We start from the raw sequence: 17,614 nt of genomic DNA on the forward strand, positions 1-17,614 counted from the left end.
AGTTAATAAAGGTGGCGTCATTGTTTTTATTTCACTATTTATGTCATTTTCCGGTTTCTGAAGCCTCTATTAAAATTCATTAAAAACAAAAATCGTTACTACCGAGTATTCCTTTTTATCCATTGCGATTTAACATTTTAATGACAATAGAAGCGTTTACGTTTGCTTGTGTGCCACCTATTACAGACGCAAGTCCAACTGCAGCAGCAGAAGAATGATTTCGAAGTGTAAGAACATCGTTAGCAGCTATGGAGATAATAGCCTGCCCATTGTTTTGCTGAGTGCCAGCACCTGAGCCATAGATTGTTCCCGCAACAGGTAAGCCATTTATAAATAACCCGAACTGGTTGGGTTCTGTACCCGACACCGAAAAAGTAACTTCGTAATCTCCCGGATTAATAACTGTAATTTGAGAGGCTCCGGGTGTGTGTGTAATTCCAGGTGTAATAATTCCATTTGAATCAAAAAGGACATCAGCCTCTATAGCTACCGTTTGCGGAGTTAGGTTGTAAATATACCCGTATTCGCATAGCCCACATGTGGCTGTGGTAGTACTAGTCGATCCCGCAGATTCGGAAGCTCTAAACGGGCCTATAGATACTCTTGGTACTTCGCATTTTATTTTGCAAGAACAAGTATGGCTATTACATTTATTACATCCACGATTAGAGTGGGAGTTGTAATAATTCATTTTTTTCACCTCCATCTATAGTATTCTATTCGTGAAAAAGATGGAGTGAAGGGCAATCGACTACTTGTATCACCATAAAATAGTAAATTATCAAAAATCACTACACCAAAAGCAATCATATTAGTTATCGTCCGCTTTGTTTACGATAGTATTGGATACTGGGAGTCCGGTAGTATGATTAAAATGGTTAAGACATTAGGGGTAACATTATTTATTCTAGTTTTTTATATTTATTTCTATCACTAACGGGTGCTTAGTTAAACAAGAGTCGGTTGCCTTTTCAGAGTAACTTTTCTTATTGAGTAATAGAGGTAACTACTTCCGTGAACGGGTCTTATGTCTACTAAGATGCATGCAGCATACACACTTAAAAAGGTCGATTTCTATAAGAGAAATCGACCCTTCTTATTTATTTTTTTTCTTCAAGTAAAGCACCCGTTGAACAAGATAGTTACCAATTATTAATAACTACTTACTAACTAAATATTTGTTTTTAGTATCATTCTTTATTCAATTAATCTGCCCTACAGCCGTGATTTTGCAAGTTGAAATTGCAAATCTAATGAGTGTATCTATTGGTAAAGTACCTAACACTATGCCAAGACCTGTTTGTTCTACGTTAAAATTTACTGCAGTAGAACCATTACTTACTAAAAGATTCACTGTAGAACCGATAAGTGTATCTAGCAATTGTCTAATTGGTCGTTCACGACAATCACATTCGCAACCAGAAGTAACAGGTGACAACAAGTTGATAGTAGGCCCTGGTGGTAAAAATCCTACCCCTATAACATCAGAAATATTTACCACATAGGTTGTCACTTCATCTGTCACAGTAACTAAAAAATCATTTACTTCAACAATTGTGAATAAAAAAACGAGTGGTTGGGCATTTGGTGGGTCTGCAATAGTGGCAATGATTACAGTTTGCCCAACAAGTTGTTGTAAGACGGACTGAAGTGGAGTAACACAACAGTCACAAAGACACGAAGACGAGAAGTCTGGAAGACAACAACTATTTAGTGCTGTGTACTTAACTGGTGGACAACAACCGATAGGTTCTATTTTTACTAATTTTCTTTTTTGGACATAGTTTCACCTATCATTTCTTATAGCATATGTTTTTAAGAAATATAGGAGTGGATTAAAACCTACTCAGGTTCTTATTGAACTAACCTGCTGCGTTAACTCTACTCCCAATAACAAACCTGCAACTTGTTACCATCTAAATCATATAAGTCAAAAAATTTATTCATACCGTCATTTTGTAGTTCGCTAACAGTTACACTATTTCCTTTTAAAATCTCATAAGTATTCTCAATATCTTTAGTAAAAAAAATTGGATAAACCTGACTATGCGAAGATTTCACAATGCCACTTTCAATAGTCAAGGGGACTTCACTGGTTCCAATAGTTAAAATCCGATAATTGTCACCTTTAAAAGACTCATTGAATCCTAATACATCTTGATACCAGATACTTGCTTCTTCAACATTACTGACATTTAAACAAATCGTGTCAATTCTTTCAAATAAACTCATTTTTTATCAACGCTCCTCTTAAAAATATTTCTTTATTACCTTCTACATTGATAAAAAGAATCCTTCATAACTCCTTATTCGAGAAACTGCCCCGTTAGTCAAATAACATTTCACAATCTTTGGTATATTTCACCATAGATTTCTCATCTTCCTTATATAATTTACTTTCCAATATCCAATCAGCAAGTGTTTTAACAACGGAATTTACAAAGGCAATTAAATTTATGCGCTGTGCTAATTCCTGTGCCAATTGTGGTACCAATTCATCAATAGAAGGCATCTAAATGTTGATGGAACAACAAAAACAGGGACACCAATTCATATGTGAATTGTGTCCCCGAACGCAGTGTTTTTCAATATTTTCTCCCCATCAACCGAACCTGTTGCCATTGAGGCACCTAATTGTTTGTCTTACGAAGTGAATATGATGGAATGACCATTATTTTGCTTAAATGAAGTAAACTCTGAACATATGCTGCAATAGACGATTAGTCAATAATCAGCGGGTGAACTTCTGCATCATACGATTTGTCTTTTCGCCGCATGTCATTATCTTCTTGAAACACATCTTCGAAAAACCTGCTGGCTGATTGCGCCAACAACTTATAATATTGTTCAAATAAATGGGCAGCATGGTTGCCTTTCCAGATTTCTGGCAGCAACTCTTTCGGCAAACCGGGATCAATAAAGAGGAACTTGCGGTATTCATGAACAAGTTTTGTCCTCTCTACGAAACACTCAGCATCTGTCATCTGCCCATTGTTCATCATACTTTGATGGATGATATAGTTATTGCTATACGTGGAAATGAATTCTTGGTACTTCCCTTCGATTTCTTCAAGCGGCCAACTTTTCTCAACGAGCGCTCGATTCGCCTGCGGCCCTTCATATTCGGATAAGAATAGATCTGCGTAAGGTTGGATCTCATATTTATCAATAAGCAGACTCACTTCTTTCGCTAGGTCATTCGGTGTTATCCAGCAACCATTGGAAAAACTTCCAAATCCGCTCCATAAAAGCTCTTTACGCAGTTCATCACGTATCTGCCTTTTCTCTTCGGGAATCGTATACATAAGCATACGCCATTTTCCATCCCACTCGTGTGGTGCCAATTTAAAAATACGAGTAGCCGCTTCTTCAATTCTTAATTCTCCGCGGTGTGTCAGAAAGTAATAGCTTTTATTCCCTTTTTTTTCAGAGTTAAGCCAGCCTTGCTTCATCATTCTAGAGACGGCTACACGAACTGATTGTTCATTATGGCCGAATTCCTTCAATAATCGAATCAGACTGCCTATCCAAATCTTATTTCCGTAATGACGGATATAGTCTCCGTATATGGTAAAAATCATTGACTGTGTATTGGCCAATTAAGCTCACTCTTTCTTTTTCACTCATTAAAGATATATCATAACTTCCCCTTCTTCCATTATATCGTTATATTACTAAAAGAAAACTCATTTCCCGGTAAATACCGGACTTCTTTTTCGCTAAATGCAAGTAGAGCTTCCATTCGATCTTCGGTTGGGATTATTAATTCGTACGCTTTCGATTCAATCGCAAGTCCCGTCTGCAAATCCGTATTCATCCCTTGTGTGATAGCATATTTAGCTTGCTGAATCGCAACCGGGCCATTTTTCATCATATCAAAGGCGAGTTCTTCACAAGCAGCAAGAAGGTTTTCCCGTTAACCACCTTCAGAATGACACCTAATTGCAAACCTTCTTCTGCCGTGAACTTTCTTGCGGTGAAGATTAGCTCCTTCGCTTTCATCTCCCCTACAAGTCGTGGAAGCCTTTGTGTCCCGCCTGCCCCTGGGATGATCGCCCAACTCGTTTCAGTCAGTCCCATTTTTACTCCTTCTGCTGCAATGGAAAAGTCGCAAGCAATCATCAATTCAAAACCACCACCTAAAGCATAGCCGTTCACCGCTGCTATTGTTGGCTGCGGAAGGTTTGCGATTGCTTTGAATGCATCTCTAATTGCCTTGACATTTCTTTTAACTTCCATCTCATTCAATGTTTTTCGTTCTTTCAAATCGGCTCCTGCAGAAAATGATTTGTCGCCTGCTCCAGTAAAAATGACCACCCGCGCCTCTCGATCGAGTGAAATCGAATCCGTCACTTCCTGAAGCTTATGAAGGGTTTCATAATCAAAGCAATTTAACATGTCTTCCCGGTTAATGGTCACATAGGCAATATTGTTCTTTTTTTCATATAAAACAGTTGTCATTTTCCCTTCTCCTTTAGTCCATTACATTTTCAATGATTGCTGCAATTCCCTGCCCTACCCCGACACACATCGTCGCCAGCCCATATTTAACGTTCTGTTTTTTCATTTCATGCAGAAGTGTAGTAAGAATTCGCGCGCCACTAGCCCCTAAAGGATGCCCAAAAGCGATTGCCCCGCCGTTGACATTCACTTTACTGTCATCTACCTCCAACTGACGTATACACTCGATGGATTGAGAGGCAAAGGCTTCGTTCAATTCAACAAGCCCAATGTCATTTATCGTAAGTCCTGCCCGTTCCAATGCTTTTCTCGAAGCGTAAATTGGACCAAGCCCCATTACAGCAGGTTCAAGTCCAGCCGTTGCTCCGATCACATATCGCGCAAGTGGTGTAAGGTTGAGTTCTTTCGCTTTTTCAGAACTCATCAGAAGCAATGCAGATGCACCATCATTAACACCGGAAGCATTGCCTGCGGTAACAGTGCCTCCATCAACTATGGGTCGTAGTTTAGCGAGATCTTTTAGAGTTGTATCTGGCCGCGGTGCTCATCCCGATCCACAGTGATTCCGTTCCCCTTACGGTCTTGATAAACTACGGGAACTATTTCTTCAGCGAACCGATTTTCTTCCATTGCTTTTTTTGCACGTTGCTGGCTTTCAAATGCAAATAAATCCTGACTTTCGCGCGTTATCTTATACCGCTGTGCAACATTTTCAGCAGTTTGCGGCATTGAATCTGCGCCATACATTTTTTTCAAACTATTATTCGTGAAACGCCAACCAATTGTAGTATCTAACAATTCCATATCGCCACGGGGGTTTGCTTTATCGGGCTTTGCCATAACAAATGGTGCACGCGTCATACTTTCTGTCCCGCCTGCAATGTAAATATCTCCGTCCCCGACTGCGATTGCTCTCGCGGCGTAGAGAACAGCGTCTAGTCCTGAACCACATAAGCGGTTGATCGTCGTGCCCGCCACTTCAACTGGAAGCCCCGCCAAAAGGCCGGCCATTCGCGCCACATTCCGGTTATCTTCGCCAGCTTGATTGGCGTTGCCGAAAATGACTTCTTCAATCTTCTCTACCGGAAGATTTGGATTCCTTTCGACAAGCGCTTTAATAACGACTGCTCCTAAATCATCCGGGCGCACTTCTCTTAGAGCGCCATTGTATCTTCCGATAGGTGTACGGACAGCATCCACTATGACGACTTCTCTCATTTCCTAACCAACTCTTCCTCAAGTGCATAGTCATATACGCCCTTGCCACTTTTTCGACCAAGTCGGCCCGCTTTAACATATTGTTCTAATAGAGGCGCTGGTCTGTACTTTTCACCAAGCTTTTCATGCAAATATTTCAAGTTATTTAAGCGCGTATCAAGTCCCACCAAATCACCAAGTTCAAATGGGCCCATGGGATAATTTAAGCCAAGTTTAATCGCCTTATCAATTTCTTCCGGTGTTCCAAGTCCCTCTTGTAGCATGAAAAATGCTTCGTTACCTACAAGTGCACTAATCCTCCTAGTGATGAACCCGGGAAATTCATTGATGACAACAGTTTCTTTACCCATTCTCACGGCCACTTCCCTGATTACTTCAACCGTCTCATCACTCGTTTCCAATCCCTTGACAATTTCTACAAGTGGCATTTTATGTACTGGATTGAAAAAATGCATGGCAATTGTTTTAGTAGGACGTTTACCAAAGGAAGCAATTTCCGTTGGACTCATCGTAGAAGTATTCGTTGCGAAATAACACTCTTTTGAAGCGTGTTTCTCAATTTCCTCAAATACCTGCTTTTTAATCGATGCCATTTCAGGTACTGCTTCAATAATTAAATCAGCGTTTCCTGCTGCTTTTGTTAAATCATTTTCATAGCCTAATTTTTGACTCGCATTCTTCACTGCGTCTGCTGAAATTTTTCCATACTTTATTCCTTTATCAAAAATAGATTCTATTTCATCCTTTGCATTTTGAAGTGCAGTTTCGTTAATATCGACAAGTGTAACTGAGTACCCGCCAAGGGCACCGACATAGGCAATCCCTCTCCCCATCACACCGGAACCGACCACGACGATACGCTTAATCATGAGTATTCCTCCTTTTTATAATGAAAGAATACGGACAGGAGATCATACATCCCTGTCCGTTGTTTATTAATATTAAGTGTGAAACCAATATGCCTTTTAGTTATCTTATAATCCAAACGGATTTACTGGTCGGCTTCCAAAGTACGACATGATGCTTTTCGTTTCCGTGTATAGGTCAAGCGAGCCGGCTGACAGTTCACGTCCGAACCCGGATTGTTTGAAGCCGCCGAATGGCGTGCCTGGGAAGGCAGAGAATGGCGTGTTGATCATTACGATTCCCGCTTGAATTTGGTTGGCGACACGTGTTGTAGTTGCCGTATTTGTTGACCAAATAGATGAGGCTAAACCATAATCCGAATCATTCGCTAAGAAAATCGCTTCTTTTTCGTCTTTAAACTTCGACACGACAACAACTGGTCCAAAGATTTCTTCACGAACAACTTTCATATCTTGTGTTACGTTTCCGATAATTGTCGGCGCATACCAAAAACCATTTTCATAGCCTTCCGGTTTCAACTCTTTGCCGCCCGTCAGGATTTCAGCGCCTTCATCGATTGCAGATTGCACATACATTTTCACTGTGTCCAACTGGGCTTGATCGATAATTGCACCCATATGTGTTGCCTTACTGAATGGATCCCGACTGCGAGTTTTTCAGTTTTCGCGATAAATTTCTCAACGAACTCGTCGTACACATTTTCATGAATATAAATGCGTGAACGTGCATCACAAGATTGCCCCGTGTTATTGAACGCACCGTAGAGAGAACCATCGACAGCTGCATCAATATCTGCATCCTCAAAAACAAGGCTTGGGGATTTCCCGCCTAGTTCTAATGTTACGCGTTTTACTGTTCCAGCCGCTCTTGCCATAATGTCTTTTCCAATTGCAGTTGACCCGTAAACGCTACTTTATTCACTAATTCATGTTCTACTAAGTAGTTGCCAATCTCTGAACCAGATCCTGGCACAATGTTAACAACGCCTGCTGGCACGCCTGCTTCATGACAAATTTCTCCAAGAATAATAGCTGTAAGCGGCGTTAGAGACGCCGGCTTAATCACGACCGAGCATCCTGCTGCAATCGCAGGTGCAATCTTCCAAGCTGCCATCATGAGTGGATAGTTCCATGGAATGATTTGTGCACATACACCAAGCGGCTCTTTTTCTGTGTAGTTATGAAATTGCCCAGGTACGTTGTTGACAGATCCACCATGTCCGACGATAGCGCCTGCGTAAAATTCAAAGTCTTCGATTGCTTGTGCGATCTGTCCTTTCGCAGCTGCAAGTGATTTTCCTGTATTCAAAATTTCCAGTTCCACAAGTTCATTAAAGCGAGCGCCCATAATTTCCGCAATTTTGTTCAATACACGGGCACGACGTCCCGCAGGCGTTATTTTCCACTTTCCTTTATCAAAAGAATCTCTCGCAGCCCGAACAGCTTTTTCAGCGTCTTCTTTCGTCGCTTTCGCCACTTCAGCTAACAGTTCGCCAGTCGCAGGATTATAAATTTTTGTGCGCTCCCCATTGCTGCTATCGACTTGTTCACCGTTGATAAAAAGTTTATAGTAGTCACGCTTCATTGATTCTCGGTCTGTTGTTCCTTCTTGAATTGTCGTCATTGGTTGATTCCTCCTATTGCCCTGAATAGACAGGTTTTCTCTTTTGCATGAATGCGTTGACACCTTCACGATGGTCTTTTGTTAGACCCGCGATCCGCTGTCCTTGGGCTTCTTGTTCAAGATAGTCTTCGAAAGAAAGTGTGGAAATCGCCTTCAATGAGCGTTTGATTAGCCCAATTGCTTTTGTCGGCAAAGCGGCAAGCCGGGCTGCGAATGCGTTAACATCCTCTTCCCATGTATCTACCGGAATTAGTCGATTCGCAAGGCCCATTTCCAACGCCTCAGCAGCAGTCACTTTTTCTCCTAACATGGCTAGTTCCGTTGCTTTAGCATGTCCTACAAGTTGTGTCAGATAATAGAGATTGCCAGAATCCGGAATAAGGCCAACATGTATGAAGGCGTTTACAAAACTTGCCCGTTCTGAAACAAGTCTGAAGTCGCATGCAAGTGCAAGACTGAATCCAGCTCCAGCGGCAACTCCATTTACCGCAGCGATTATCGGTTTCTCACATTCTCTAAGTTGCTTGATCATGGGCCCATAATGGTCTCGTAACACTTGCCCGTGATCCATGTTTTCATCTACTTCTGCTAAATCCTGTCCAGAACAAAATGCACGGCCTTCGCCCGTTATGACGATACAACGAACTTCCTCATCATTGGAAGCGGCTTTGACAGCAACACCCACTTCTCGGTTCATCTGTGCGATAAATGCATTCAGTTTGTCGGGCCTATTTAAATAGAGCCAAGCAATTCCATCTGCAACTTCATAGCGAATCATTTCAAACATTCCGCGACCTCCCTACTTTCCCCGGTAATCCGGTTTTCTTTTTTCCACAAAAGCATTCATGCCTTCTTTTTGATCCTGCGAAGCGAAAAGTAGATAGAAATTTTTCCGTTCATATTGCATTCCTTCATACAACGGATAATCCACCGCCTTGTTCACCGAATCTTTAATGAGGCGCAGCGAGAGCGGCGGTTGTTTCGCAAGCCGTTTGGCGAATTTCAATGTTTCCTCCATTAAGAGTTCAGGTGCCACGATTTTGTTAATGACTCCGTGTGTAAGAGCCGTTTCCGCAGAGATCCTCTCCCCAGTCCACAGCCATTCAATCGCTTTTGTTCGTCCCGCCAGTTTCGTCAACCGCTGCGTACCCCCTGCTCCTGGCATGACGCCAAGGCCTACTTCGGGAAATGAAACTGTGTTCCGCTAGCTGAGATTAATAGGTCACAAGAAAGGGCAAGCTCGAATCCCCCTCCGAAAACGAACCCTTTGACAGCACCGATGATCGGTTTTTTAATAAGTGTTAGACGGTCCCAATCCGCAAATTGGTTTAATAATTCAAGGCTGATCGGATCATCACCAGTCATTTCATCAATATCTGCTCCCGCTGAAAAAGCACGGCCCTCGCCAGTCAGCACAATGACACGTACGTTTTCATCACGATCATAGTCTTCCATCGCTGCGACGATTTCACTGACCATTTTTCGATTCAATGAGTTTAACTGGCGGGGGCGATTCAGACAGATGACCGCTACCCCGTTTTCCTCCATGGACGTTTCAAGAAAAACGAAACGTTTCATTACGCATCTTCACCGATCATTAATGTAACAAGATCACGTGCAAACCCCATCAGTCCTTCCCGGACGCTTTTCCTTCAGGTGAACGCAACCCCTGTTGCAAGTCTTCCAAACTGTCATAATACATCTCACACATGAGATAGTATTTGCCCTCTCCTCCCATCGGAGATCCTGTGAATTTCGTCACTTTCATTTCACGAAGTCCTGGAATTTCCGCTGTGATCGGCGCATGAACATTGAAGTAATGGTTGTCAAATTCCTCTTTGTTTTCAGGGTGTTTGTATAACGCGATTAATTTAGCCATTTAGCATTCTCCTCACTTTATAGTAGTGTTGAAACAGGTTTCATTGCCTCAAATACGTTTTTACAGCTCTTACAATACAAAATACTTCTGCATGCTGTCGGCCCGAAGATGTTTTCCATTGTCACATATGTGGAACCACAATAGGCACAATCCACATGATAGGAGCCGTCTTCTTCAATATGCCGGGAGGTGGGGCTATTCCAAACGCCCGCAGATTCACATGCCCTTCTTCAGTAATACGATCTGATGTCCACGGTGGATGAAAAACGAATTCCACTTCAACATCTTCCACTTCGGGCAGTTGTTTAATTGCATCTATCGTATTCTTCTTTATAATCTCTAAAGCCGGGCATCCTAAAAATGTTGGAAGTAAAACTACTTTTACGATATTTCCCGAGTTCGTGACTTCTTCAACCATGCCAAGGTCAATAATGCTGACCGAGTCAATTTCAGGGTCTTTCACAGTCACAAGGACTTCATAGACACGATCAATGGAAACGCTTTCAGAAATAGCCATGCTCTTCACCTCTTTTCTTTCCGTTACCAGGAAGCTACCGGATCTACCTTGTAAACTTCAGAAAGCGTTAGCAGAGCTTCATTTAGGTCTACTGTATGCTCGCCATTCCTTCCATTATTCGCAGGGTTTACCGGAATCGTTGGTATATCCATTTGAAGAGCGGCAAACACCGGCTTAATGCTATCTATCCAGTTATCTTTCAATTTTTCCTCACTGTCTATCAGTTTATATTTTTCAATTGCCTGTTTTTGATTGCCAAAAGAGAACATATCTCCAAAGTCATTCATAACAAGCGTAATGGCTTCATTCATTCGCTTTTTTGCCACATCGGTAGAGCTCAATAACTGCTTAAACCAAGTTTCCCAATGCAATCTGTGATAATAAAGTTCCATCCTCACTTTTACTGCAGCTTCAGCAAGTGGTTTATACGTGCTCTGGCATAGCGAATCGACTTTAACTTTTTTGGCTTGTGTGTAAAAATAACTTCTGACAACTTGATAGGCCCAATCATATTTCGGTGTTTCCATATAAAAGCCCTCACCGTTTACCCGCTCTGTTAAAATGCTGTTTCTTCTATCTTGCGCCGGGCGCAAATGGGCTAAATCATCTGCATTTCCCGCCTCTAACTCTTCAAGAAGTTTATAATACATCGCTGCATGGCCCATACTGTCTTGGCTAATCGATGAAGAAGCGACATCTTCCTCAATATGAGGAGCGAGTCCGAGCCATTCAGATCCACGATAGGCATATAAGAAATCGTCATCCGCCAATTGGAATAACAAACTCGTTATTGCTTCTTTGTTTTCCGCGGCCTCGGTCACTCCGTTTTCAATTTCGCTCATTTCCGTTTTCCTCCCCATGACAAGATTTCTTTTTCATCCAAGATTTCCTGTTCATAGTGACGCCATTTTTTCTTCAAGTACCCGTAGCCTTTTGTCGTACGATAATCTTTGTTGTCCAGTCTGCTAAGTGTCAGTTTCTCTTCGGCATTCATTTTTCGAATATGCTTTCGATTCACGATCCAAATGTCTGTAACCGGCTCGCGACGCATGAAATTTTCCTGGGCCAAAACGAGTGCCATATCTTCGTTTGGAGCCAGTAAGCTGAATTGGTACTGGAATGTCGAAGTCGGCGTCCGTTTGCTAAAAACTTCATATTCTTGGTAAAATGTTTGCTCTTCAGCCATTTCCTTTAGACTCCTTCCTTTAATTTACTGTCGCACTCAATGCATCACGCACCCATGCATTATTTTCATAAGAAGACCGGCGTAAGTTCAGGCGCGCTTGTGAGCGGGGTCCTTTGTTTTTAATGATTCTCTTAAACTCTTCCCAGTCTGGTTGTTTGTACGACCATAATCCACTTTCTTTATCGTAGTGGAAAGTCGGATCCGGAATTGTTAATCCAAGCGATAAAATACGTGGAATGTATTTGTCAAAAAAGATTTGCCTGAAGTCTTCATTTGTTTTCGTACGGATTTTATATTTAATCGTTACGTCTTGCTTCGATGACCCCGTTGTTTCTTTGCTTGCCGGTCCAAAGAACATGAGCAATGCTTCCCACCAGCGATCCAAAGCTTCTTGGATCATCGCTTTTTGTTCATCTGTCCCTTCTGCTAACGCCATGATGATTGACTCTCCATGTTGGGCATGAAACACTTCTTCCGCACAAATGCGTTGCAACGCCCTTGCATAAGGTCCATACGAAGCCCCAAGCATATCCGTCTGTGTAATAATAGCTGCTCCGTCAACGAGCCAACCTATGATTCCAGCATCCGCCCATGTTTTCGTTTCCATATGGAACACGTTATGGAATTTCAAGTCCCCATTGAATAAGTCTTGCATTAAATCTCCACGACTTTTACCGTAAGGTTTTAGCAAGTCCTCCGTAACTCGAAGCAGAAGCTGACCATGACCCATTTCATCCTGCACTTTAGCATAATGCCAAGTTTACGATTGAGGGATGGAGCTTTCGGTACCCACTCCTTCTCTGGAAGCGCTCCCATTATTTCGCTCATCCCATGCATGGAAATCAATTTAATCAGTGTCAGTCTGTATTCTTCAGGCATCCAGTCATCTGCCTCAATCTTAACCCCCGCCTCGATACGTTCCATAAAGCGGGCCAATAAATCCTCATTAGCCATATTGTGTAGAGCCATCATCTAAACCCTCCCTTAATTGAAGATATGTCATTTCTCCATTGTGTATAACAGAAATATAACGATTTAATAACAAAATGTTATACTTGAAAACAGTATAGTGTATTAACTTGTGAAATGCAAATGTATTCTAATAAATTAAAATTCTATTTCACGCCTTATAGATTGATTATAATCCACTGTTTTTATGTCTAACTTCCACTTTCTTATTTTCCGCTTGTTCCATAAGTGTCGTACTGTGAACCGCTTGAACTTTCGCTGTTGGATCGATATACACCTTCGCATTACTAACTGCTGTTGTAGCCTCGCCAAACCCACTGGCAATCAGTTTCACTTTTCCTTCATATGTGCATATATCACCTGCTGCATAAATGCCTTCAATGGACGATTCCATTTTGGAATTGACGACAATACTATTTTTCACTATGTGAAGCCCCCACTCACTAATTGAACCAAGCGAGGAAACGAATCCATAGTTTACGATAACATCATCCACATCGATGACTTCTTCATGATCACCCTTCACTTTTTCAAGTACAACTTGTTCTATCTGATCCTCACCGATAAATTCAATTGGTATGAACGGAGTCTTGACCTCCACAGATGAGTTCATTACCCTTTCCACACTGGCCTCATGAGCACGGAATTTCTCCCTTCTGTGTATGAGTGTCACTTTTTTAGCAATTGGTTCAAGCATCAACGACCAGTCAACTGCCGAGTCTCCTCCTCCGAAAATTTGTACATTCCTACCAGCAAAGTGGTTTAAATCTTTTATGAAATAATGCAAGTTCTTCCCTTCATATTTCTCAGCAGTTTCAAGACCAATTTTTTTCGGCTGAAATGCACCATTACCCGCCGTAATAATAATCGCCTTTGAAAAATGGATTGCGCAATTCGTAGTCAGTTTAAAAATACCATCTTCCATTTTTTCCACTTGTTGAACATCTTGCTCCAGTGTGATTGTAGGATTGAATTGGGCCATTTGATCCATAAGATTATCGACTAATTCCTGACCACTGATTTTCGGAAATCCAGCAATATCGTAAATATACTTTTCAGGATATAAAGCTGTGAGCTGTCCACCAAGTTGTGGCAGGCTTTCAATAATGTTCACAGACATTTTTCTCATGCCGGCATAAAATGCAGTAAATAATCCCACAGGCCCACCACCGATAATGGTTACATCAAAGACATTTCGATCATTACTCATACATACTCTCCTCTTTTCGATCATTATTTGAATTTCACTTGCCGGCGCGTTTTAAAGGTGTTCTATTCGTTTTTTGCGCATTTATATACAGATTCAACTTATCGATGCTACTTCTATCGCATCTCCAATATAACTTTATATAAACGACGCAGTAATAATATGTTATGAAAAGTACTTTAATACTTTATACATACAGTGTCAATAAATCTATTGAAGATTCCCAGTCTTACGATTAATTCAATGAATTTCCCCAGTGGGATTCGCGACTAACAGGTTTACATAACAATATTATATTCACCAATAAAAAAACATCAGCAAACGCTTAATGACAAGCGCTGCTGATGTTAGACATTTAATGACATTCTTTTCATTTGTTATTCGACAGAATTCACTCGAGCTTCCGTCATTTGTTTCCAAATGGAACCTTTAGCTTCTTCCCCTTCTTCGATTCGAGCAATTGCCATACGAACCTGAAGTTTCACTTCAAATTCCGGATCATCCTCGGCAGCGTGAAGTGCATCCAATGCTGTTTCAGTTCCAGTTTCATAAAGGAACATCGCGGCACGCCAGCGTACTAACTTGTTTTTATCCCGAAGTGATTCAATTGCTGCATTTTCAAACCCTTCAAATCCAAGATCACTCATACAATCACCAGCAGTCCTTCTGACGGCCCAGCTTTTGTCCTTCAATGCTTTTTCAACATAAGGAATAACAGCTTCATCTTCAATCATTCCAAGATAAACAGTTGCTAGGCGACGTATGGACATTTTTTCATCATCCAATGCTTTGTCAAGCAAAGGTAAATCAGAAACTTCCGGATCCGGCATTTGGTCAATTAACTGGAAGCGTTTTTCCCATTCATCCACGTTGAATTGTTCAAGTGTTACTTTGGTTCGTCGATTTTCTTTCGTTTCTCCGCTGTTTAGAGACTGTTCAATAATATCCTGTAACCGTTCATCAGGATAAGCTGCTTCAACTTCTGCAACAACTGTTTCCCCGATTTCCTGCTTTTCACCATAACGGATTCCATAGTCGGCCCATTTACGAAGAAGGATATAGTTTTCCACTTCCGTACTATGCACTTTTTCCATAGCATTTTTAAAACGTTCACTTAAACCGAACCGCAACTCCGAGCCACTATCAAAGACCTTCACTTGGAGGGGAATGTCTTTATATGTTTGGACATGAACATAGACTTCGCCGTAATTTTCATCCGGGGCTTGCTCAGCAGTGTCGGCCTCAACATTTTCTTCATTAAAAACACGTCGCACTTCAGCAAGAATATCCTCCCATGCTACGTTGCCAATCCGTTCAACCGCCATGAAGTTCATGACATGATAGATTCCCTTGACCCCTTTGATGCCCAGGATATCTGACACTGGATGTGGCGCGGTTTCAGCATCCTCTTTTTTATAGTTATGGCTTATTCCCATTGGCAATTCTTCATCCACAATGATTTTCATGGAATTTGGGCTTGGTGTCGGTTCAATCGTAACGATTTTCATGTTCTCCCACTCCTCTTATCATCTACTTTTCGGGCGCCAGAGTCTCGGGGTCATAAGTCAAAGCTGCTTTGTGGCAAAAACCGCCACGCCGCATCTTCGCCTTATGCCTGTCGCCTCTAATCAGGCGCCCTCCGCTTTTGTTATGATTCAGCGATTTCCTGCAAATACGTCCACCGTTCTATCAGATGTTCATATTCTGCATTCAGCTTATCCAATTGCTTAGTCAACTCACTCACACGATCGTAATTAGCACCCGACGACATCATTTCTGCCTCAGTTGCAGCAATTTCCTCTTCTTTCTTTTCAATATCAGATTCAATCGTTTCCCATTCCATTTTCTCGCTATACGTCATTCGTTTTTTCGGTTTTTCTGGTTCAATTGCTGTACGGGTTGGCACACTTTTTTCAATTTTTGGCTCTTCCGTTTTTTGTAATGCTTTTTCCTCTAAATAATCGGTATAGATGCTGTATAAAGTTTCGATATTTCCCGAACCGTCGAGTACCCATAATTTCGTCGACGTCCTGTCCAAGAAAAATCGGTCATGGGATATCGTAAGAACCACTCCAGGAAATGTATCGATAAAGGATTCAAGTACCGATAGTGTTTCAATATCCAAATCATTCGTCGGTTCATCTAATAAAAGAACATTCGGCTGTTCCATTAGTAATTTCAATAGATATAGGCGCTTCCTTTCACCACCAGAAAGCTTTCCGATTGGCGTACCATGTGATGAAGTCGGAAAAAGGAATCTTTCCAACATTTGTGTCGCCGAAATTCGAATTCCGTTGCTATCCTCGATATCATTAGATGTCTCGCGTATGTACTCGATTATACGCTTACTCCCATCCATTTCGGGAAGCTGTTGATGGAAATGTGCAATTTTCACAGTGGTCCCCATTTCAAGGTAGCCACTATCCGGTTCCAATTCTTTTGCAATCAATTTCATCAATGTCGTTTTACCGGCCCCGTTCGGTCCTACCATTGCAATACGATCGCCCGATTGCAATAGACAATTAAATCCATCAATTACTTTCCTGTCTCCATAAGATTTGGAAACTTCATGAAGCTCAATCACTTTTCGACCAAGACGGGAGGTTTTCAACGCAACATCCATATTGGTTGAAGAATTATCCTTCTTAACTTTTTCTTCAAGATCTTCAAAACGGCCAATGCGTGCTTTCTGTTTTGTGGATCTTGCCTTTGCTCCCCGTCTGATCCATTTCAATTCATTGCGATATCGGTTTCGATTTTTCGCATCAGTCGCCTCTGCCATTTCCTCTCGAATCGCTTTCGACTCCAAATAATCAGCGAAATTGCCGGAATGTGCGTAAAGCGTCTTATCCGCCAACTCGTAGATATGAGTGGGAACAGCATCCAAGAAATAACGATCATGCGTGATGAAAACGACTGCAGCTTTTTCGTTTTTCAAATAATCCTGCAACCAAGTGATCGACTGGACATCAAGATGGTTCGTAGGTTCATCCAATAACAATAGATCAGCAGGTTCTATAAGTACTTTAGCCAACGATACCCGCTTCTGTTGACCCCCGGATAGCTCTCCCATCCTTTTATTAAATGTTTCAATCCCTAATTTTGTCAGCACCATTCTGGCCTTAGTATTTAAATCCCATGCCGAGCGTGCATCCATCTCATTTTGCATACGGGAAAAACGTTGTAGTTTCTCTTCTGATGAGGGATCATCCGTCAACGCAGCAAGTGCATGCTCATACTCCAAATTCAATTTAATGATTGGCGCATCTGACATAAAAACAGTTTCCATGACAGTCTTATCATGATTGATATTCGGAACTTGGGGTAAATAAGAAATCGTATAGTTATTCGGATGTTCCTTCTTCATTGAATCCGATTCTTCTGTACCAGCAATAATAGAAAGTAGCGTCGACTTACCGGTTCCATTGATCCCGATCAAACCTACTTCTCACCCTGGACTATTGTAAAGGAGACATCCCGGAACAACGTCTTCTCACCCACGCTTTTTGTAAGCTTTTCAACTATTAATTGGCTCATGACAACACATCCATTTCTACAAACTGCTTACTCTAATGATAGCTCATTTTCGTGGATTTTTGAATACGATCGCCTTGTGTATCGAAATGAACGTCAAAAAAAAGTGGTTTACACATTCATTCGAATTGAATCTAAAAAACAAACGGTATC

At 41.5% G+C, this 17,614-nt stretch carries 9 protein-coding genes and 9 pseudogenes; all 18 read right to left on the reverse strand.

Going from position 1 to position 17,614, the window contains the following annotated elements:
* Nucleotides 1-115 precede the first annotated feature (115 nt).
* Nucleotides 116-706, reverse strand: a complete 591-nt coding sequence (locus tag QNH10_RS13720; RefSeq protein ID WP_347177890.1) for a BclA C-terminal domain-containing protein — start codon at nucleotides 704-706, stop codon at nucleotides 116-118.
* A 495-nt stretch (nucleotides 707-1,201) separates the two neighbouring features.
* Nucleotides 1,202-1,687, reverse strand: a pseudogene (locus QNH10_RS13725) (hypothetical protein); the annotation flags it as partial.
* A gap of 194 nt (nucleotides 1,688-1,881) precedes the next feature.
* Entirely contained in the window at nucleotides 1,882-2,232 is a 351-nt protein-coding gene (locus QNH10_RS13730) for a VOC family protein (protein ID WP_283731975.1), read from the reverse strand.
* 488 nt (nucleotides 2,233-2,720) lie between these two features.
* Nucleotides 2,721-3,581, reverse strand: coding sequence for a phenylacetic acid degradation operon negative regulatory protein PaaX (gene paaX, locus QNH10_RS13735; protein WP_283734646.1), 861 nt, complete (start codon nucleotides 3,579-3,581; stop codon nucleotides 2,721-2,723).
* A gap of 105 nt (nucleotides 3,582-3,686) precedes the next feature.
* A pseudogene (locus tag QNH10_RS13740) lies at nucleotides 3,687-4,461 on the reverse strand (enoyl-CoA hydratase-related protein).
* 13 nt (nucleotides 4,462-4,474) lie between these two features.
* Nucleotides 4,475-5,679, reverse strand: a pseudogene (locus QNH10_RS13745) (acetyl-CoA C-acyltransferase).
* Entirely contained in the window at nucleotides 5,676-6,548 is an 873-nt protein-coding gene (locus QNH10_RS13750) for a 3-hydroxyacyl-CoA dehydrogenase (RefSeq protein ID WP_283731976.1), read from the reverse strand. The pseudogene QNH10_RS13745 and the gene QNH10_RS13750 overlap by 4 nt, the downstream one beginning before the upstream one ends.
* Before the next feature lie 105 nt (nucleotides 6,549-6,653).
* Nucleotides 6,654-8,169, reverse strand: a pseudogene (locus QNH10_RS13755) (aldehyde dehydrogenase family protein).
* A gap of 13 nt (nucleotides 8,170-8,182) precedes the next feature.
* Complete coding sequence (locus QNH10_RS13760) at nucleotides 8,183-8,956, reverse strand: enoyl-CoA hydratase-related protein (protein ID WP_283731977.1); 774 nt, start codon at nucleotides 8,954-8,956, stop codon at nucleotides 8,183-8,185.
* Between the two features lie 12 nt (nucleotides 8,957-8,968).
* A pseudogene (locus QNH10_RS13765) lies at nucleotides 8,969-9,747 on the reverse strand (enoyl-CoA hydratase/isomerase family protein).
* Nucleotides 9,747-10,048: pseudogene (locus QNH10_RS13770) on the reverse strand (EthD family reductase). Before QNH10_RS13770 ends, QNH10_RS13765 begins: the two co-directional pseudogenes overlap by 1 nt.
* Before the next feature lie 17 nt (nucleotides 10,049-10,065).
* A pseudogene (paaD, locus tag QNH10_RS13775) lies at nucleotides 10,066-10,565 on the reverse strand (1,2-phenylacetyl-CoA epoxidase subunit PaaD).
* Nucleotides 10,566-10,588: 23 nt separating this feature from the next.
* Complete coding sequence (gene paaC / locus QNH10_RS13780; protein WP_283731978.1) at nucleotides 10,589-11,407, reverse strand: 1,2-phenylacetyl-CoA epoxidase subunit PaaC; 819 nt, start codon at nucleotides 11,405-11,407, stop codon at nucleotides 10,589-10,591.
* Nucleotides 11,404-11,751: a 1,2-phenylacetyl-CoA epoxidase subunit PaaB gene (paaB, locus tag QNH10_RS13785; protein ID WP_283731979.1), complete on the reverse strand. Its 348-nt coding sequence runs from the start codon at nucleotides 11,749-11,751 to the stop codon at nucleotides 11,404-11,406. Before paaB ends, paaC begins: the two co-directional genes overlap by 4 nt.
* A 19-nt stretch (nucleotides 11,752-11,770) precedes the next feature.
* Nucleotides 11,771-12,723 (reverse strand): annotated as a pseudogene (gene paaA / locus QNH10_RS13790) (1,2-phenylacetyl-CoA epoxidase subunit PaaA).
* Nucleotides 12,724-12,889: 166 nt separating this feature from the next.
* Nucleotides 12,890-13,930, reverse strand: a complete 1,041-nt coding sequence (locus QNH10_RS13795; RefSeq protein ID WP_283731980.1) for an NAD(P)/FAD-dependent oxidoreductase — start codon at nucleotides 13,928-13,930, stop codon at nucleotides 12,890-12,892.
* 374 nt (nucleotides 13,931-14,304) lie between these two features.
* Nucleotides 14,305-15,435: a virulence factor gene (locus tag QNH10_RS13800; RefSeq protein WP_283731981.1), complete on the reverse strand. Its 1,131-nt coding sequence runs from the start codon at nucleotides 15,433-15,435 to the stop codon at nucleotides 14,305-14,307.
* Nucleotides 15,436-15,575: 140 nt separating this feature from the next.
* Nucleotides 15,576-17,464, reverse strand: a pseudogene (locus tag QNH10_RS13805) (ABC-F family ATP-binding cassette domain-containing protein).
* Nucleotides 17,465-17,614 lie beyond the last annotated feature (150 nt).

Source organism: Sporosarcina thermotolerans, from assembly GCF_030067815.1.
Taxonomy (GTDB): domain Bacteria; phylum Bacillota; class Bacilli; order Bacillales_A; family Planococcaceae; genus Sporosarcina; species Sporosarcina thermotolerans.